This is a genomic window from Flavobacterium tyrosinilyticum, assembly GCF_023656565.1.
GTDB classification, from domain to species: Bacteria; Bacteroidota; Bacteroidia; order Flavobacteriales; family Flavobacteriaceae; genus Flavobacterium; species Flavobacterium tyrosinilyticum.
Map to the genome: position 1 here is coordinate 668,880 of NZ_JAMOKG010000003.1, position 19,598 is coordinate 688,477.

Annotated in this window: 13 protein-coding genes; 5 read left to right on the plus strand and 8 right to left on the minus strand. The window is 37.3% G+C overall.

The features are described from left to right. Positions 1–17: 17 nt before the first annotated feature. Positions 18–329 (minus strand): hypothetical protein, encoded by a 312-nt coding sequence (locus NCC77_RS17145; protein WP_250836698.1) that lies wholly within the window; start codon positions 327–329, stop codon positions 18–20. Here NCC77_RS17145 and NCC77_RS17150 point away from each other — a divergent pair. Further along, positions 328–672, plus strand: a complete 345-nt coding sequence (locus NCC77_RS17150) for a DNA polymerase III (protein WP_250836699.1) — start codon at positions 328–330, stop codon at positions 670–672. The two genes, NCC77_RS17145 and NCC77_RS17150, sit on opposite strands and share 2 nt — an antisense overlap. Before the next feature lie 121 nt (positions 673–793). Here the strand turns inward: NCC77_RS17150 and NCC77_RS17155 are convergent, their stop codons facing one another. The 6 genes from NCC77_RS17155 to NCC77_RS17180 form a co-directional block, all read right to left on the minus strand. Next, positions 794–1,372 carry an NAD(P)H-dependent oxidoreductase gene (locus NCC77_RS17155; RefSeq protein WP_250836700.1) on the minus strand — a complete coding sequence of 193 codons (579 nt, stop codon included), beginning with the start codon at positions 1,370–1,372 and terminating at the stop codon, positions 794–796. Between the two features lie 102 nt (positions 1,373–1,474). Next, positions 1,475–2,035: a Crp/Fnr family transcriptional regulator gene (locus NCC77_RS17160; RefSeq protein WP_250836701.1), complete on the minus strand. Its 561-nt coding sequence runs from the start codon at positions 2,033–2,035 to the stop codon at positions 1,475–1,477. A 3-nt stretch (positions 2,036–2,038) separates the two neighbouring features. Further along, positions 2,039–2,620 carry a TMEM175 family protein gene (locus tag NCC77_RS17165; RefSeq protein WP_250836702.1) on the minus strand — a complete coding sequence of 194 codons (582 nt, stop codon included), beginning with the start codon at positions 2,618–2,620 and terminating at the stop codon, positions 2,039–2,041. A 12-nt stretch (positions 2,621–2,632) separates the two neighbouring features. Then, a complete protein-coding gene (locus NCC77_RS17170) occupies positions 2,633–3,523 on the minus strand; it encodes a Ppx/GppA phosphatase family protein (protein ID WP_111363603.1) in 891 nt (296 codons plus the stop codon). Positions 3,524–3,557: 34 nt separating this feature from the next. Continuing rightward, on the minus strand, positions 3,558–5,636 hold the full coding sequence (gene ppk1, locus NCC77_RS17175; RefSeq protein ID WP_250836703.1) for a polyphosphate kinase 1: 2,079 nt from the start codon (positions 5,634–5,636) through the stop codon (positions 3,558–3,560). Between the two features lie 5 nt (positions 5,637–5,641). Continuing rightward, positions 5,642–6,127 carry a SixA phosphatase family protein gene (locus NCC77_RS17180; RefSeq protein ID WP_250836704.1) on the minus strand — a complete coding sequence of 162 codons (486 nt, stop codon included), beginning with the start codon at positions 6,125–6,127 and terminating at the stop codon, positions 5,642–5,644. Positions 6,128–6,623: 496 nt separating this feature from the next. On the opposite strand from NCC77_RS17180, the gene NCC77_RS17185 reads away from it, so the two are divergent. From NCC77_RS17185 to NCC77_RS17200, 4 genes are all read left to right on the plus strand, one after another. Continuing rightward, the gene (locus NCC77_RS17185; protein WP_250836705.1) at positions 6,624–7,256 is read left to right on the plus strand and encodes a COG1470 family protein; all 633 of its coding nucleotides are present in this window, start codon (positions 6,624–6,626) and stop codon (positions 7,254–7,256) included. A 54-nt stretch (positions 7,257–7,310) separates the two neighbouring features. Continuing rightward, positions 7,311–15,929, plus strand: a complete 8,619-nt coding sequence (locus tag NCC77_RS17190) for a T9SS type B sorting domain-containing protein (protein ID WP_250836706.1) — start codon at positions 7,311–7,313, stop codon at positions 15,927–15,929. Between the two features lie 93 nt (positions 15,930–16,022). Continuing rightward, positions 16,023–16,940 (plus strand): PorP/SprF family type IX secretion system membrane protein, encoded by a 918-nt coding sequence (locus NCC77_RS17195; protein ID WP_250836707.1) that lies wholly within the window; start codon positions 16,023–16,025, stop codon positions 16,938–16,940. Between the two features lie 12 nt (positions 16,941–16,952). After that, the gene (locus NCC77_RS17200) at positions 16,953–18,896 is read left to right on the plus strand and encodes an OmpA family protein (RefSeq protein WP_250836708.1); all 1,944 of its coding nucleotides are present in this window, start codon (positions 16,953–16,955) and stop codon (positions 18,894–18,896) included. A gap of 115 nt (positions 18,897–19,011) precedes the next feature. On the opposite strand, the gene NCC77_RS17205 is transcribed toward NCC77_RS17200, so the two are convergent. Continuing rightward, positions 19,012–19,518 (minus strand): CAP domain-containing protein, encoded by a 507-nt coding sequence (locus NCC77_RS17205; RefSeq protein WP_250836709.1) that lies wholly within the window; start codon positions 19,516–19,518, stop codon positions 19,012–19,014. Positions 19,519–19,598 lie beyond the last annotated feature (80 nt).

Below are 19,598 nucleotides of genomic sequence, written 5' to 3' on the forward strand. Positions count from 1 at the left end.
TACTTTAAAAACGGAGGCTATTCTATAGTTGAAGTTCCAAGTGTAAAACCCCAAATTCCAAGTTCGGAAGAAAAAAATAATGTCAATGCTAATTCAAATAGCAATGATACTCCTATTGCTGTAAATATTTCAAATACAGCCCAAGCTCCTATTGAAACTCCAAAAGTTAAAACTCCAGAAGTTCCAAAAGCAGATACAAGTGGCGCTCCTAAAGTTTCTGCTTTTTCTCTTGCCAGTATTCGCAAGAAAAAAGAATTGGAGGCTAGCACAAAATCGTACGTTAAACCTTCTTCTGTTTTACCAACTGAAGAGTTTAACGAAACAGACATGCGTCTTCATTGGAACAAATATGCGGAACGTTTAGGTCAAAAAGGGCTTAAAATCATGGAATCGATTCTATTGATTAGTGATCCTGTTTTGAACGGTACAACAATTTCTTATGAATTGCCAAACGAAGGTTCAAAACTAGAATTTGAAAGTCAAATGAACGGTTTATTAGGGCATTTAAAAGGTCATTTACACAATCACGATATTACTATTGAAGTAATTGTAAATGAAAAGGCTGAAACGAAACGAACGTACAATAATCAAGATCGTTATAATCGTTTCTTAGAGATCAATCCAAACATCGAGCTTTTGCGTTCAACATTTGGATTAGATTTAAAGGATTAATTTTTTTTGTTGGCCACGAATTTCTCGAATTTTCACGAATTTTTTTCTTTATTAATATGTTAATAATTTATTGAATTTGTTTTGCCCATTCGCTATCGCTCGAGTCGTAGAAAATAAAAAACTATTTATTTTTTAGTCCGAAATTGTAGACTTTATCTAGCCATTTTTTTCTTTGTTCTTCCTTAGAACCTTTTATAATTCCGATGTAGCTTACTTTAACTGGTTTTACACCGCAGAATTCTAAAGTTGATTTTTTTAATTGATTAACACTTGGTCTTCCAAAAAAGAAACGATAATACCAGCTTGGCTGATCTAGGGTCGTAATGATGTGAGCTGTTTTGCCCTTTAATAATTTATCCCACCAAACTGAATTTTCGCGGTATTGAAAAGCCATTCCAGGCAAAAACAAACGATCGATAAATCCTTTCGTTATCGCTGGAAGTCCGCCCCACCAAACGGGATGAATCCAAACTAAATGATCTGCTCTTTTTATTTTCTCCCAAGATTCTAATAAATCGGGTTCTAAATCCGTTCGTTTTTGATAACCGAATTTGAGATTTGGGTTGAAGTTTAAATTGGCAATTGTGATGGTTTCTATTTGGGCGCCAGAAGCAATTACACCTTTTTGATACGATTCTGCAATTCCAAAATTGAAGCTTTCGGCATTTGGGTGTCCGTTTATTATTAGTATTTTTTTCATCTGAAAATGTTTTATCAAAAATACTACTAGTATACTTTCTTTTACTAGACAAATGTCCTGAAAAGTCCTTTCCCCACAGATTACACAGATTAAAAGGATTTTTTAAACCATTGCTTTTCTAATTCTGCTTAAGTGCCTTGGCGTTATTCCTAGATAAGAAGCTAAATATTGCAAAGGAATTAACTGAATATACTTTTGATGATTCTGGCGAAGTTCTTCGTAACGCTGTGCTCCAGATAATTTCTGAAAAGAAATCATTCTTTTATGCAGATTTACAAATTCTAATTCGGTTAATTTTCTGCCCGTTTCTTGCCAATTGAATCCTGACTGGTAGAGTCTTTCTAAAGCTTTTCGGTCTAAAATTTGCAATTCTGTATCGGTTAAAGCCTGAATATTTTCCTCTGCTTTTTCTTCGGTAATAAAACTGGCGAAAGAAGCCATAAACTCATTTTCGAAAGCAAAACAATTGGTAATTTCGTCTCCTTTATGATTGACAAAAAAGGAACGGAGAATTCCTTTTTCAATAAAAACTATTTCATTGCAAACCTGATTTTCAGTCAACAAAAGTTCCCCTTTTTTCAATGTGCGAAATGCAATTAAATCGTCTAAAAGACTTAATTCGTCAGCAGAGAAATCCTGAATGGACTGAAAAACAGATTTCATAGATTATTCGTTTGAAGCAAAAATGTTCTCGATTCTTTTGTCTGGAATAAGCCATAACATTGCCACTGTAAAGTAAGCCGCTCCAGAAATCCATTGATTATAAAATGCAGTAACAATTCCGATTACATATAAAACTAAAGAGATTTTTCCTTTATAATCTTTTTTAAGCACTCTTCTTAAAGCAGAATCTTTTCCTTCGATGCACACAATGTTATATTGCAAAATAATATAGGAGATTGCCGAGAGAAGCAGAACAACGCCATACATCGTCATTGCAGCCTTTTCAAAATTATGTTCTCCCATCCAAGCAGTAGAAACTGGGATTAAAGAAAGCCAAAACAAAAAGTGCAAATTACTCCATAAGATTTTTCCGTTTACCCGTAATAATCCATGAAGCAAATAGTGGTGATTATTCCAATATATCCCAACATAAATAAAGCTCAAAATATAACTTAAAAACTTCGGGATAAGCGGTTTTAAATCTGCAAATTGATGTCCTTCTGGCGCTTTAATTTCCAAAATCATAATCGTAATAATGATTGCCAAAACGCCATCACTAAAAGCTTCTAGTCTGCCTTTATTCATTAAAAAATAGTATTAAATTTTACCGTAGTACATTGCTTTTACGATACCATCAGAAAGTCCTATTTTAGGAACATAAATCTGGCGTGCACCACTCCATTTCATCGCATTCAGATAGATACGAGTGGCATGGATAATTACGTCGGCACGGTCGGAGTTTAAACCTAATTCGGCAATTCTCTGTTCGTAAGTCAACGAATTTAAAAATGCATACTGTGAGTTAACATAAATATACGAAAGTGGTTTTTCTTGCTGTTTTCCAGACATTTTAAACAACTTATTAATATTTCCTCCAGAACCTATCAGTGTTACCTCATCGTAATCGGCTGTATTGGTTTTAATCCATTTTTCGATCTCATCCCAAACTGAATCATGAACCATATTATTCAGTAAACGAACAGTTCCCGCTTTGAAAGATCTTGAAGTAATCATTTTTCCGTCAGAGAATAAGGTAAACTCGGTACTTCCACCTCCAACATCCACAAAAAGATAGGTTTCGTCCGATTTAATTAAATGATGCAAATCTGTAGAAGCAATAATTGCGGCTTCTTTTTTACCGTCGATTATCTCGATTTTAATGTCGGCTTTTTTCTTAATTAAAGCCACCACTTCTTTTGCATTATAGGCTTCGCGCATTGCAGAAGTTGCAAATGCCATATAACGCTCTACTTTATGTACTTTCATCAAAAGGTTGAATGCTTTCATGGCATCAACCATTCGATCTATATTTTCTGGTGAAATTTCTCCAACTGTAAAGGCATCTTGTCCTAAACGAATTGGTACACGAACAAGGGAACTTTTGTTAAACTGCGGTTCTTTGCCTTCTTGTTCCACAACGTTAGCGATCAAAAGCCTCATGGCATTCGAACCGATATCTATCGCTGCAAACTTCCTAATATTAATCATGCTCACTTTATGATTTGAAAATTGGTATTTATTATTAATTTACTTTTTGAGGAACCTCTTCTAAAATGGCTACTTTATTCTGATAATATTTATAGGTTTCAAATTGTGCTCTAAATGGGGCATGATGATTTTTCGGCTTATATTTATTATCTAATTTGTATGAATGATATCTTACTTTTACGTTTCCTTTCCACGCAATATTAAAGTTATCAATCAATTCTTTCTTAATTTCTAGGTCATAAATTGGACAAGTTACCTCCACTCTTCCGTCAAGGTTTCTAGTCATAAAATCGGCAGACGAAATGTATACTTCGGTTAAACCTGCGTTTCCAAAAATATAAACTCTCGAATGCTCTAAGTAATTGTCTACAATGCTTATTGCTTCTATGTTTTCGCTCATTCCTGGAATTCCTGGAATTAAAGAGCAAATTCCTCTTACTTGGAGCTGGATTTTTACTCCTGCATTACTTGCTTCGTACAATTTATCGATCATTTTAAAATCAGACAAACTATTCATTTTTAATTTAATATGCGTTTTTCTACCCGCAAGAGCATGTAGAATTTCACGATCGATCAGTTTTATAAATTTAGTTCTTGTATAATGAGGAGAAACAATTAAATGCTTGTATCTATGAACCCTATAATTGATATCGAAAAACTCAAATATTTTTGATGTATCTTTTAATATTCCTTGATGGCAAGTTAAAAGCGTTACGTCGGTATAGATTTTGGCTGTAGATTCGTTAAAGTTTCCAGTTGAAATGAATCCGTAACGGCGGTTTTTACCTTCTTCTAGTCTTTCGATTACACAAATTTTACTGTGAACTTTTAATCCTTTAATACCAAAAATAAGTTCAATGCCTTCTGTCTGCATTTGTTCTGCATAAGAGATATTCGAAGCTTCATCAAAACGTGCCTGAAGTTCGATTTGCACTACAACTCTTTTACCATTTTTAGCCGCATTTATTAAAGAACTAATTACTTGCGAATTTTTAGCTAAACGATATAAGGTTATCTTGATGCTTGTAACTTTTGGGTCTAAAGCAGCTTCACGCAAAAATTTGGTCAAGTAAGAAAACGACTGATAAGGTGCATGAACCAAATAGTCTTTTTTACTGATTTTTTCTAAAATACTACCTTCTAAACTTAAACCTGGAACTGGCATAGGTTCATTTGGTTTGTATAATAAATCGTATCTGCCCAAGTTTGGAAAACTCATGTAATCGCGACGATTATGGTATCTTCCTCCTGGAATTATACTATCTGTTTCTACAATTTTCATTTTATCTAAGAAAAACTGGAGTGTATCTTCTTCAATTAAATTATCGTAAATGAAACGAACAGGCTCTCCAATACGACGGTCTTTTACAGAAGAAGCGATTTTTTCGAGCATACTTTTACTCAAATCACTATCTATATCTAATTGAGCATCGCGGGTAATTTTGATCATGTGGGCAGAAACACTCTTATAATCAAATATATTAAAGATGTTTTTCAGTTTGAAACGAATAACATCATCAATTAAAATAACATATTGTTTTTCGTCATCAGAAGGAAGTACAACAAACCTGTTGATCGTTTTTGGAATTTCTATTAAAGCATAGCGAACCTCATCGTTTGCCAATTCTAAACGAACAGCCAGATAGCCTAAAGTATCTTTAAGAATTGGAAAAACGGCTAGATCATTTAAAATGATAGTTACTAACTCTGGGCTTAATTTTTGGTTATAAAAATCTTTTAAGAAACACTCTTGTTTTGGTGTAATCTGTGTTTCATTTATGATAAAAATATTCTCAGACTCAAGCTCCGCTTCAATATTGCCAAGAATACGCAAACTTTCAGATTGTTGCTGAATTACAATTTCGGTAATATCTTTAATCAATTGATGAGCAGAAATACCACCTAAATATTTTTCGCCAGAAATACCCGAGAGGCTTAATCGCCGAATGGCCGCGTATCGAACTCTAAAAAATTCGTCTAAATTGTTTGAAAAAATTCCAACAAAACGCAGTCTGTCTAAAAGTGGCACTGTATTATCTGCAGCTTCTTGAAGCACTCTTGCATTAAACGCTAACCAGCTTTTTTCTCTATCGATATATTTCTGTTCGTACACTGTTATTATTTTAAATCTTTGGGGAAAATAGTTTTATGTGTTTTGCCCTTATGGATTGTATCCCAACTGTCGGCATCAAATTGCAATGATACAAAGCCCGAAGTTGGAACATTTTCTATAAAAACATCCCCAAATTTATTAACAAAATTTGTAATAGCCTCGTTATGTCCGAAAAGAATAACGCTTTCAAAACTATTATCACACGATTTAATAACTTTTTCGAGTTGTTTTTCATCGAAAGTGTATAAATCATCTCTAAAAACAATACTTTCTAAAGGATAAGATATGTTTTGCGCAAAAATTAAAGCAGTTTCTGAGGCTCTCGCAGCTGTACTGCTCCACATTATATATGTTTTAGGTAGATACTCTGAAATATTTAATGAAACATCATGCGCGTCCAAAATTCCCCTTTTCATTAACGGACGATCAAAATCTTTTAATGGTGCTTCCCAGCTAGATTTCGCATGACGAATTAAAATAAGATTTTTCATAAACAGCAGAATTTAAAAACCTGAATTGCAGGCTATTTTTAATTAAGTTCTAATTTACAAAAGAAATTTTAAACCTTCTCCTTTTTTTATTTCTGTTAACATTATAACGAAATTTTAACAGGAATAAACAATTCGTAAAATGTTAACATTTATAAAATAATAGAAAAATAAAAATTGCATTTTATGTACTTCATCTATAAAATTAGTATTTAGTCGATAATGCGATAGTTCGTAATATTTTAACTAAATATTTGATTATTAGTTATTTATAATATTTCAAATAAACCAATTCTAGCTAATAAAGCAAAAAAATGTACGAAAAAATTTCACTTTTCAGAGTTAAAAAAAAGTGTTTTTGAGGCAATTTTTGACAAAAAAACAACACTTCAACGAGTTTTTAGGTTAGTTATAGATAAAAAAATAATATTAGAAAAACTCTAATATAACTTTGATTCTGTTAAAATTTCATAAATACTTTAAAACTAAATCTTAAGTTATGAAAACAAAATCTACTCTTGAAAAAGCAGTAAAATTTGTAAGCAATTGTAAGTTTATTTTTTTCTCGAAGAAAAATATCTTTAGCAAAAACATTTTTAATCTGCTTTGCTTATTAATTACTTCAGTTGCGTTTTCGCAATCTGGTTCGTGTAATTCTGAGATAACTATTGACGGAGAGAATTATCAAAAGTACAATGGCTTTGAAGTTTCGTTTTTACTGCAGGTTAAAAATACTGGAAGTAATACGGATACGTATCAACTATCTGCTGAGAACTTTTCGAATTTTCCAGAAAATCCTGATGGCAGTACTACAAAAAGCAATGTTTTGATGAACAATAGAATGGAGAGCAAAAATTATACTCCTCTGAATAAAACACTTACACTGTCTCCAGGAGAAACTGCTGAGTTTTATGTAAAACTAAGCTTGGCTGATATTTCTACACTGGATCAATGGAACGGCACTTCGGTCACAGTAACTTCTACCACTTGTCCGGACAGTAAAAGTCAAACTATAGTTCACACATATATTCCCCCAAAAAAGACAAAAGGTGTTGGATTTACTATGCCAGCATTAGACCTAAAAAATAACAAAACTCCCAAAACATTAAGTGCTTTTTACTACTCTATGTAGGTGCAAATCGTTTTCAGTTAGTTAAAATATTATATCAATATTAAACATTTTAATATGAAAAACTTTACTTTCGAAAAAAGAATAAAAATCCTTCTAAGTTTTCTATTAAGCATTTTGTTTCTTAATGTTTATGCTGGAGAAGGAAGCAAACAAACAACTCCTGACATTAATCATAGGGCTTCACTTGCGATAAACAATAGCACTTATGGAAGTTTTGGCAGATATGGTTCGACAGATGCACAGCGATTGTATATTCGAATTCAAAACCCAAATAGCGAAAAAGTATATTTAGGTTTTAGCAGAGCTAGAAGATCAAGTCCAACTGGCACTGAAATTACTTCTAGATTTAGAATCATTAGACCCGATGGAAGTGTAGCATTTGCAAACTATACTTTGGATGGCACCTCATCGAACATAACAGGTACTGAAGCCCAAAGACTTACAAGAGCTCAAAATGGTCCAAATGGTATCGATGGCGTTACTTCTGCTGGATATACTCCTATAGTTTTTAATCCAAATGGCATGCCTGCTGGTGATTACTATATCGAATTTGAGAGCACAACTGATGGTAGCAGTACTGAAATTTACTATAACTATTACGACATTACAGTTGCCAATACTTCAAACAAATCAATTCCTGGACGTATTTACTCAAAACGTTGGGCTTTTGCTATGGATGATGTTGATACTGATTTTAATGGTGCTTTTTATGTTTTTGCTCCAGATAACGGTTCTACGACTGGGGCCGTTACTCAAAACGGTTTTGTAAATAAAATCAATTTTAATGGTGCTGGTTTCAGACCTTGGTATTTTAATGTGGCTTTTAATAATACAGGCCCTGGAAATTCAGGAAATGCGGCTAATGATCAAAAAAGTATTTATAACGCACCGAATGCTACGCAAATGAGTCCAAAATATGAGGTTTTCTTAAATGATCCTGATATTAATATATGGAAAAATGGAACCTATAACGGTAACATACAAATTAACGGAATTACCAATTGTGGTATTGGCGAAAGCAATATAAACATTAGTGTTTTTAAAAGCGGAACTATCGAAATACTTCTTGACTTTAACGGTGGAGATGGAATTTATACTCCAGGCACAAAAGATGTATTAACTACCCAAACTGTTACAGCATCGGGAGCTCCTCCTTATGCTGTCAGTGTTCCTTGGAATGGAAAAGATGGTTTAGGAAACACTATCGCACAAGGCACCTCAATACCAATAGTCGTTACTTTTGGACAAGCTGCTTTCCATTTCCCGATATATGATGTAGAAGAAAATCAATATGGTTTTTCCTGTACAACCGTTAGACCTGCGGCTCCATCTGGATATGTTTTAAAATTCTACTGGGACGACAGCAATATTACTTATACTGGAGGTACTTTTGACGCCAAAGTAAATCTTACTGGCTGTACACCAAATGGTACTCCTCCAAGCAATTGCCATAGATGGAATGGGTTTAATGACAATAATAATAGCTCGCCTCAATATGGAAATTTAAATACCATCAATACTTGGTGGTATGCCAATCGAGACTTTGTAACTTCTAATATCGTTTTGCCTCCATTCTACACTGTTGCACTTGGAACAACAAGCAATGTTACTTGTTTTGGCGGTAATGATGGTAAAATTCAGATTAATGTAACAAACGGAACGGGTCCGTTTAAGTATTACATTAACGGAGAAACAACCGTAAATACTTTACAGAGTTTACCTGCTGGAACTTACAATATCAAAGTTGTTGATGCAAATGGATGTTCTGCAAATATAAATGGCGTTGTAATTACACAACCTGCCGCGGCAGTAACCGTTGCCAAAACGTCTCAAACTGATGTATTGTGTTTTGGAGCTTCAACTGGAGCTATTAATATAACAGCCTCTGGAGGTGTAGCGCCTTATACTTATGACTGGGCAGATCTTACAGGAACAACTGATCCTGAAGACAGAACTGGACTTATTGCCGGAACATATACTGTAACTGTAAAAGATTCTAAAGGATGTACTTCTGCGCCTCTTACCGTTACAATCACACAATCAGGTTCTGCAGTAGCGGTCGCTAAAACTTCCCAAACTGACGTATTGTGCTTTGGCGCTTCAACAGGAGCAATAAATATAACAGCTTCTGGAGGTGTAGCGCCTTATACTTACGATTGGGCTGATCTTGCGGGAACCACTGATCCTGAAGACAGAACAGGACTGCCTGCAGGAACTTATAGTGTAACGGTGAAAGATGCAAACGGATGTTCTGCAGCGCCTCTTGCCATTACAATTACACAGCCTGCTTCTGCAGTAGCCGTGGCTAAAACTTCGCAAACCGATGTATTGTGTTTTGGCGCTTCAACAGGGGCAATCAACATAACAGCATCTGGAGGTGTAGCACCTTATACTTACGACTGGGCCGATCTTGCAGGAACTAATGATCCTGAAGACAGAACAGCATTGCCTGCAGGAACTTATACCGTAACCGTGAAAGATGCAAACGGATGTTCTGCCGCGCCTCTTTCTGTAACCATTACGCAGCCTGCTTCAGCAGTGGCTGTAGCCAAAACGTCTCAAACTGATGTATTATGTTTTGGAGCTTCAACTGGAGCTATTAATATAACAGCCTCTGGAGGTGTCGCACCTTATACTTATGACTGGGCAGATCTTACAGGAACAACTGATCCTGAAGACAGAACTGGACTTATTGCAGGAACTTACACCGTAACCGTAAAAGACGCAAACGGATGTTCTGCAGCTCCTCTTGCCGTTACAATTACACAGCCTGCTTCAGCAGTAGCCTTAGCTAAAACGTCTCAAACTGATGTATTATGTTTTGGTGCTTCAACAGGAACCATCAACATAACAGCTTCTGGAGGTGTAGCGCCTTACACTTACGACTGGGCTGATCTTGCAGGAACCACTGATCCTGAAGACAGAACTGGACTTATTGCAGGAACTTACACTGTAACTGTGAAAGATGCAAACGGATGTTCTGCATCACCTCTTGCCGTTACTATAACACAGCCTGCTTCAGCAGTAGCCGTGGCTAAAACTTCCCAAACTGATGTATTATGTTTTGGTGCTTCAACAGGAGCCATCAACATAACAGCTTCTGGAGGTGTAGGGCCTTATACTTACGACTGGGCTGATCTTGCAGGAACTAATGATACTGAAGATAGAACTGGACTTATTGCAGGAACTTACACCGTAACCGTAAAAGACGCAAACGGATGTTCTGCCGCGCCTCTTGCCGTTACAATTACACAGCCTGCTTCAGCAGTAGCCGTGGCTAAAACTTCCCAAATCGATGTATTGTGCTTTGGCGCTTCAACAGGAGCGATCAACATAACAGCTTCTGGAGGTGTTGCCCCTTATACGTACGACTGGTCCGATCTTGCGGGAACCACTGATCCTGAAGACAGAACCGGACTTATTGCAGGAACTTACACCGTAACCGTAAAAGACGCAAACGGATGTTCTGCCGCGCCTCTTGCCGTTACAATTACACAGCCTGCTTCAGCAGTAGCCGTGGCTAAAACTTCTCAAAATGATGTATTGTGCTTTGGATCATCAACAGGAGCCATCAACATAACAGCTTCTGGAGGTGTAGCGCCTTATACTTACGATTGGGCTGATCTTGCTGGAACTAATGATACTGAAGATAGAACTGGACTTATTGCAGGAACTTATACTGTAACCGTAAAAGACGCAAACGGATGTTCTGCTGCACCGCTTTCTGTAACCATAACACAGCCTGCTTCAGCAGTAGCCGTGGCTAAAACGTCTCAAACTGATGTATTGTGCTTTGGCACTTCAACAGGAGCAATCAACATAACAGCTTCTGGAGGTGTAGCACCATATACTTACGACTGGGCTGATCTTGCGGGAACCACTGATCCTGAAGACAGAACAGCATTGCCTGCAGGAACTTACACCGTAAATGTGAAAGATGCAAACGGATGTTCTGCAGCACCGCTTTCTGTAACCATAACACAGCCAGGTGCTGCTTTATCATGCTCTGTTGTACAAAATAAACCAGTAACTTCTAATGGCTTAAGCAATGGTGAGGCAACTGTAACTCCAATTGGGGGTACTCCTACTTACACTTACTTATGGGATAATGGAGAAAATACACCTAAAGCAGTAGCTTTAAATGCAGGAACTCATAGCGTAAAAGTTACCGATGCAAACGGATGTACTACAGAGTGTAGCGTTGTAATTACTGAACCTAATGTCCTTTCTTGCAGCATAGCACAAGATGCAACTGTAAAATGTTATGGAGGGAATACTGGTAAAGCGACGGTAACAGCTGTCGGTGGTAACGGAGAGTATACTTACCTTTGGGATAATGATGAAACTACTGCACAAGCAGTTGCTTTAACAGCAGGTTTACATTCTGTAAAAGTTACTGACAAATTAGGATATACCACAACATGCGAAATAACAATTAATCAGCCTCAAGCTTCTTTAAGCGCAACAACAACTCAAGTTAATGTAGCTTGTGGTGGCGGAGTAACAGGTTCTGCAACTGTTATACCATCTAGCGGAACAAGTCCTTACACTTACTCTTGGGATACTAATCCTGTTCAGACAGATGCTACAGCTACAGGACTAAAAGCTGGAACTTATAATGTTACGGTTAAAGATGCTAACTTATGTACCATCGTAAAAACTGTAATTATTATCGATGGAGATTCTGTTATACCGGTTATAGATCCACTACCTGCAGTTTCTACTATCAATTGTCCAGCAGAACCTGTTTTTGCACAAGCAACAGCAAGTGACGACAGTGGAACGATCTCTTCATTGACTTATGAAGATAGTAATACAGAAGGAAATTGTGCTGGAACTTATACCAAAACAAGAACATGGACTGCGAAAGATGCTTGCGGAAATGTTTCACTTCCTGTAAGTCAAACCATAATAGTGCAAGACAATTCTGCTCCAACTTGGACAACTCAAGCTGGAACTTTAGACAAAACTATAGAATGCAACGATGAACAGGCTTTAGCAAATGCTCAATCTTTATTCCCAATAGCTAATGACACTTGTGACAATGATGTAACAAATGTTCTAAAAGTAAGCGGACAATTCATAGCTTCTGAAGGATGTGGAAACGCGGGAACTTACACCAACACTTGGACGGTAAAAGACGATTGCGGAAATACTTCTGAAACTTTTACTCAAATAATTACAATTCAGGATACTACAAAACCTACTTTTGTTGGCGAATTGCCTTCAGATATTACCGTTTCTTGTGATGCAGTTCCAGAGCCATTTAATATTGAAGCTTCTGATAATTGCAACGGAGACTTGCCAATTGTTTTCAGCGAAACAAAAACCGATATTAAAAACGAATGCGGTACAGAATATACCTTAACTCGCAACTGGTCTACAAGTGATTGCGGAGGAAATTCAATTTCTTATACTCAAATTATTACAGTAAGAGATACAACACCTCCAACAGGTACTGCACCAGCAGATGTAGCTAATCTGCAAAATGCGGCAGACATTCCAGCAGGAAGCCCAGAAGACATAAAAGATGCGGCTGATAACTGTAGTGGAACTGTAAATATTACTGTAAACGACACTAACAATGGAGGAACAGGATGTAATGGAGAATCTTACATTTTAACTAGAACTTATACGCTAACAGATTGTGCAGGAAATAAAACTGAATTGGTACAAACCTTTACAGTTGAAAATAAAGTTTCTGTGAGCGGTATAGCTACCAATGTAAGCTGTAAAGGAGAAAGCAACGGCTCGATAGCTGTTACTAGCAGTCCTGGAGCTACTGTAGTGATTACAAATCAAAATAACGAGGTAGTTGGAAATACTAATTTACCAGCTGGAACATATACACTTACTGCAACGTCTGTAGTAAATGGTGAGAACCAAACTTGTACAGCAACTGCAACAGTTGTGATTACAGAGCCTGATTATAGAGTTAAAATATCTGGACAAATCATAAATGTAGATACAAATGCTCCAATTGCAAATGTGCCTGTGACATTGATTCCTCAAGGAACAACTACTGGTCCAATACAAATGCGTATTACTGGTGCTGATGGAATGTACAGCTTTACAGGAATGCCTGCCGGAAGCTATTTGGTACAAGTTCAAGATGCTAATTTAAATAGCGCACATCAGCTATATCCAGTTGATTCAAGTTTGTTCTTTACTACTCTTGAAGAATGTGCTTTCCAAGTTCATAACTTTGAATACGGAAAATCGAACCTTCCAGTTCTTGGAGATTATGTTTGGTATGATCTTAACAATAACGGAATTCAAGATGAATGGTACGACGCTAATAATGATGGAGTGGTGACCAAAAACATTCCAGATTCAAATGGATCTATTGATTATAGCCAATGGGAATGGATTGACCTTAACGGAGACGGAAGCTATACTGGCCCACAAAACAATGGCGAATTAAATGCCGCAGGTTTTGGAAATGCGTTAAGTGCCAATGTAATAATCGATGGTCCAAACGGATATCATGAAGAAGTTATAGTGGGTATCGAAGGATTCTGGAGAGATCGTCCAGAGACAGCAAATCCTTATGGAGACTATACGATCAAATTGGTTAGAGATGCCAACTTTGATGCCGTGGTTGCAGCTTTAGGAGCAACTGGTTTAGTAAAAGTTCTTCCATCAATATCTGGAAAAAACATAACTGCTAAAACAAGCAAATTGCAATTGCATACCGTTTGTACAACCACAACAGACACTGGTTATGTAGTAACGGTAACTCCAGAAGATTTGGTTCATTTAGATGCCGACTTTGGTGTAAGCTGTAAAGATTACAAAGATATTGTTGCCAATGATGATAGTGCTGGTCCAATAGCAGGTGTAAACCATACTACAACTAATGTATTAAATGTATTGCCAAATGATACTTTAGAAGGAAATGCCATAACTGCATCTGATGTTATTATTACAACTGTAACACCAAACGAGTTTTTACAATTAAATCCTGATGGTTCTGTTGATGTACTACCAAATGCTCCTGTAGGAACACTAACAATGGTATATCAAATTTGCGAAGCCGATCAGACAGATAACTGCGACACTGCAACGGTTACAGTTACAATTGAAGCTCCAGTAATGACCGTTACCGCAACTTCAATATGTGTTAATGATGTTCCATATATTGATTATGTAGTAACAGCAGTAAACTTCACTCCTGTAAATGGTGTAACCATTGCCTGGGCAGACAGCAACAACAATGTCGTAACAACAATGAACAATTTACCATTAAGCGGTCGTGTATTGTGGCCAGGAGCGGTTGTAGACAAGCAAGGAAAAGGAATGGATTGGCCAGGCTGGATTTTTGAAAACAACAGATGGATTGAAGGAGCAGATGGATTTGAGAAATTACGTCCAACTACCAATGCAACTTTCACTGTTAACCCAAGTGAGACTATTACAGTTAGTTATCCGCCTGCAGATCCTTATTGTACTGCAAGACCAACATTTGCAATAGTGGCTAATGATGATACTCCTGCACCAATAACAGCAAGTGCAACGCAAACTACTGTAGGCAACGTTTTAACTAACGATACATTAAATGGTAGCCCAGTAAATATAAATGATGTGACACTAACCACAACTATTCCGGATCCAAAAGGTTCAATATCTATTAACCCTGATGGAGCTATAAGTGTTGCACCAAACACACCAGGCGGTACTTACACTTTGACTTATCAAATCTGCGAAAAAGCCGATTTTGGAAATTGTGATACCGCAATTGTAACAGTAGTAGTTCTTGATCCGCCAGCACCACCTACTCCAGTAGTAGCGAATGATGACAACTTCAATAATATTGGATGTAATTCTTTTGGATTAGTAGGCAATGTACTGAGCAACGATGTAAAAGGAGTAACTCGCGCATCACTTGAATTAGTAAACTTTACACTTCTTACAGAAGGAAACAATACTAAAACAGATCCAAACATTACTATTGACAATTCTGGAAATGTAAATGTATCTAGTCTAACACCTGCCGGCACTTATACTTATAGCTATAGAATCTGCGATAAATTAAGTTCTGAAAATTGCGACACTGCAACGATTACTATTATAGTAGTTCCAAATGGTGTTACTGAAACCAGATCGACAGCATGTAACGATGATTCAACATTGGTTAACTTAAGCAGCCTGCTTCCTGAAGGAAGCCCTACAACAGGAGTTTGGCAAGATAGAAACAATACCAATGCGTTACAAGGAGGCATTCTTAATCCGTTTGGTTTAGCGTTAGGCAATTACGTTTTTGAATATGTAATAGCAGATCAAAACTGCCCAAGAAGCATAGTTTTAAACATGGAAATCAATGATGATTGTAAAGTCTTAGCTTGTGGTGATGTGTTAGTGCATAACGCTTTCTCTCCTAATGGTGACAACATGAACGATTTCTTCAAAATTGATAATATTGATGAACTAACTTGTTATCCAGGCAATACTGTTGAAATATATAATCGTTGGGGAATTTTAGTTTTTGAAACTACAAATTACAACAATACAACAAATGCTTTTGATGGAACTTCACGAGGAAGAACAACTGTTAAGCAATCTGACGGACTACCAACTGGAACCTATTTTTACATTATTACATATAAATCTCTAGATGGAAACAACAATGTTCAAGATCATAAACTAGACGGGTATTTATATTTATCTAGATAGCAATTAGAATACGCTGCAAATATTTATTTGCAGCGTATTAAAAAACAATGATTTAAATAGTCAATAGTAATTATTAAATTAATAAAATCTACTATGAGAACAAAATTATTTTTCTTCGTCATTCTGTTAGTTACATGTTCAGGTTATGCACAGCAAGATGCGCAGTACACCCAGTATATGTACAATACAATAGCCATAAATCCTGCCTATGCAGGTTCCCGTGGAGTATTTAGCGTATTTGGCCTTTACCGCACCCAATGGGTTGGACTTGATGGAGCGCCAGAGACCAGCAGCTTCTCAATCAATACGCCAATAAATAATAGCAGATTAGGCATTGGAGCTTCATTGGTCAATGACAAGATTGGCCCTACAAATGAAAACAACATCTCCGTGGATCTGTCTTACACCATTCAGACCTCTGCCGATTTTAAGCTTTCGTTTGGCATCAAAGGAACGGCAAATATCTTCAATTTGGATGTAAACAAATTGAATCCTGCAGATCAGGGCGATCCCCAGTTTCAGGATTTAAACAGCAAGTTCTCTCCAAACGTCGGAGCTGGAGTCTACTGGCATTCTGACAAAGCATACATTGGCCTGTCAGTTCCAAACTTTATTGAAACAAACCGTTACGACGACAATGATGTTGCCATCTATAAAGACAGAATCAACTACTACCTAATTGGAGGCTACGTATTCGATCTTGACAGATACCAGTATATAAAATTCAAACCCGCTATTCTAGCCAAAATGGTTCAGGGCGCGCCATTGCAGGTGGATGTCTCTGCGAATTTTATGTTCTACGATAAATTTATGATTGGCGCGGCCTACAGATGGAGCGCTTCATTAAGCGCTATGGTCGGGTTCCAGATCACAGACGGACTTTATTTGGGGTATGGCTACGATCGGGAAACCACCAAATTGAACAATTACAATTCAGGTTCGCACGAGATCTTCCTGCGCTATGAATTCTTCTCCAACAAAGGCAAAATGACAACCCCTCGTTTCTTCTAAAAATAAGGCATCATGAAAAACTATACACTACTTTTCGCTGCAATCATAGGCGCTTTTTCATTCGGCAGCCATGCCCAGCAGGCAAAAATAAATGCTGCAGACAAAAAATATGACAGCTACGCCTATGTCGATGCAATAAAGACTTATGAAAAAGTTGCGGCCAAAGGCTACAGATCTGAAGACATGTTTAAAAAACTGGGAAATGCCTATTATTTCAATTCGGATTTCCAGAACGCGGCAAAATGGTACGGCGAATTATTTGCCATGAATCCAAATCCCGAGCCGGAATACTATTTTAGATACGCGCAATCTTTAAAATCGGCTGGAGATATCGCCAAAGCCAATAGGCTTCTGGAAGAATTCAATGCCGTCTCAAAAAATGACAGCAGAGGAAAGCTCTACAGAGAAGATGTAAACTATCTGGACCAGATAAAAGCAAATTCTGGGAGGTACCAGATAGAAGACGCGGGCATTAACAGCCAATACTCCGATTACGGATCATTTGTGTACAGCAATAAAATTTATTTTGCATCTGCACGGGATACGGGAAATTTTGTGCAGCGCAAACACAAATGGACAGGAGAATATTTCACCAATATCTATAATGCCGATCTCGATCCTTCGACTGGCAGCGCATCAAAAGTAAATAAGTTTAAATCGGCCATAAACACCAAATTTCACGAAGCTTCCCCTGTCTTCACCAGAGACGGAAAAACAGTCTATTTTACCAGAAACAACTATATTGGCGGCAAGAAAGGCAAGGACGAAAATAAAGTCACTTTAATCAAGCTTTACAGAGCCGAGCTGGGAAAAGACGGCAGATGGACCAGCATTGCCGAGCTTCCATTCAACAGCAATAATTACAGCACAGGCCATCCGGCTTTGAGCCCAGACGAGAAAATGCTGTATTTTGCTTCCGATATGCCGGGTTCTTTTGGAGAGTCAGATTTATATAAAGTAACTATAAATTCAAATGGCGGCTTTGGCCCTCCGCAAAATCTTGGAAACGCGATTAATACGGAAGGAAAAGAAACGTATCCTTACCTAACTTCTGAAAACGAGATTTATTTCGCGTCTGACGGACATCCGGGTCTCGGAGGATTGGATGTTTTTGTCGCCAATATTGACAATAGCGGAAAAGTGGGCAATATTCAGAATATCGGGGCAGATGTCAATTCTCCAAAAGATGATTTTGCGTACATCATTGATCCTGAAACCAGAAGAGGATTTTTCACTTCCAACAGAGATGGCGGACGGGGTTCTGATGATATTTATAAATTTCTAGAAACCAGAAGGCTTAAATGCATCCAGCAGCTGTACGGAATAATATCGGATGCCGAAACGGGGCTTGCGCTTCCGGGGGCAAAAGTCACTCTGTATGATGACCAGATGAATCTTAAAAACTCTGCCGCTGCAGACGGTTCCGGAATGTACGCCTTTGATGTGGAATGCGGAAAAACCTATTTTGTAAGAGCGGAAAAGCCAGAATTCGCTACAAAAGAAGTAAATATAACCATAGACAGAACAAGCGGCAAGACCAATCTGCCGATTGCACTTGAAAAATCAACCTGCAAGGTTACCGTGGGCGACGATTTGGGAAAATGCTTCGGAATCAAAATGATTTATTTTGATTTGGACAAATCTAACATTAGAACAGAAGCGGCGTTGGATCTGGAAAAAATACTCGTGGTCTTAAACGACAATCCAACTATGAAATTGGATATCCGCTCGCATACAGACAGCAGGGCATCGCACCAGTACAACGAAGCCTTATCGGATAGAAGAGCCAAATCGACCATCCAGTGGCTCATTAAAAACGGAATAGCGCCCAACCGATTAACCGGAAAAGGCTATGGCGAAACTGAACTTGTAAATAAATGCGCAGACGGTGTTCCATGCACAGAAGCAGAACATCAAGCCAACAGGCGAAGTGAATTTATTATTACTGCTTTATAAACTAAAAAACAGAGAAAAAAAAAGCTGCCATAAAGGCAGCTTTTTTAAATTTAAAAAGTCGTTGCAATTCTAAGAATCACAACGACTTCTAAAAAACCAACCTGTTCAATATATTTTAAAGCTTCACAAATATGTTAGTGTAGTATTTTTTTCCTGTAGCTGGATCTGTGGTTACAGATAACCCAAAATGAGTATAATCACCAACTATATTTTCTTTGTGCCCTGGACTATCAAGCCAAGCTCTTACAGCGGCCTCTGGAGTTTTATAATTGTAGGCAACATTCTCACCTACTCTTTTAGCTCCCAATACATTAGTCATATTAGTAGACCTAGCAACAAAATCGTTATGATCTACAACATTATTCTGAATCATGTATTTATTATGCTCTTCACATTTATAAGAGATATGATTAATTCTTTCCAGAGAATTTAAACCAATACTCAAACGGTATTCGTTTATTAAGCTCATCGTCTCTATTTCGGTATCGTTGTATGTGTAATTTGCAACAAGTGTTTCTGTTGGAGTAGTAGTTTCCAAGCTAGCTTCAGCGGAATCAGCAGAACATGCGTTCATTGCGACAAGAATCGCAATGAACAACATGGTGCGCATAATCTTTTTCATAATCATCAGCATTTTAGCGGTTTAAAGTAAATGTTGGGGCAAATCCTTTAAATTTATCGTTGAATAAATTCGTTCGTATT

Coding starts and splice junctions, on each gene's coding strand:
- NCC77_RS17150 (WP_250836699.1), top strand. CDS start 328: ATGCGTCTTCATTGGAACAAATATGCGGAACGTTTAGGTCAAAAAGGG.
- NCC77_RS17145 (WP_250836698.1), bottom strand. CDS start 329: ATGTCTGTTTCGTTAAACTCTTCAGTTGGTAAAACAGAAGAAGGTTTA.
- NCC77_RS17155 (WP_250836700.1), bottom strand. CDS start 1,372: ATGAAAAAAATACTAATAATAAACGGACACCCAAATGCCGAAAGCTTC.
- NCC77_RS17160 (WP_250836701.1), bottom strand. CDS start 2,035: ATGAAATCTGTTTTTCAGTCCATTCAGGATTTCTCTGCTGACGAATTA.
- NCC77_RS17165 (WP_250836702.1), bottom strand. CDS start 2,620: ATGAATAAAGGCAGACTAGAAGCTTTTAGTGATGGCGTTTTGGCAATC.
- NCC77_RS17170 (WP_111363603.1), bottom strand. CDS start 3,523: ATGATTAATATTAGGAAGTTTGCAGCGATAGATATCGGTTCGAATGCC.
- NCC77_RS17180 (WP_250836704.1), bottom strand. CDS start 6,127: ATGAAAAATCTTATTTTAATTCGTCATGCGAAATCTAGCTGGGAAGCA.
- NCC77_RS17185 (WP_250836705.1), top strand. CDS start 6,624: ATGAAAACAAAATCTACTCTTGAAAAAGCAGTAAAATTTGTAAGCAAT.
- NCC77_RS17190 (WP_250836706.1), top strand. CDS start 7,311: ATGAAAAACTTTACTTTCGAAAAAAGAATAAAAATCCTTCTAAGTTTT.
- NCC77_RS17195 (WP_250836707.1), top strand. CDS start 16,023: ATGAGAACAAAATTATTTTTCTTCGTCATTCTGTTAGTTACATGTTCA.
- NCC77_RS17200 (WP_250836708.1), top strand. CDS start 16,953: ATGAAAAACTATACACTACTTTTCGCTGCAATCATAGGCGCTTTTTCA.
- NCC77_RS17205 (WP_250836709.1), bottom strand. CDS start 19,518: ATGAAAAAGATTATGCGCACCATGTTGTTCATTGCGATTCTTGTCGCA.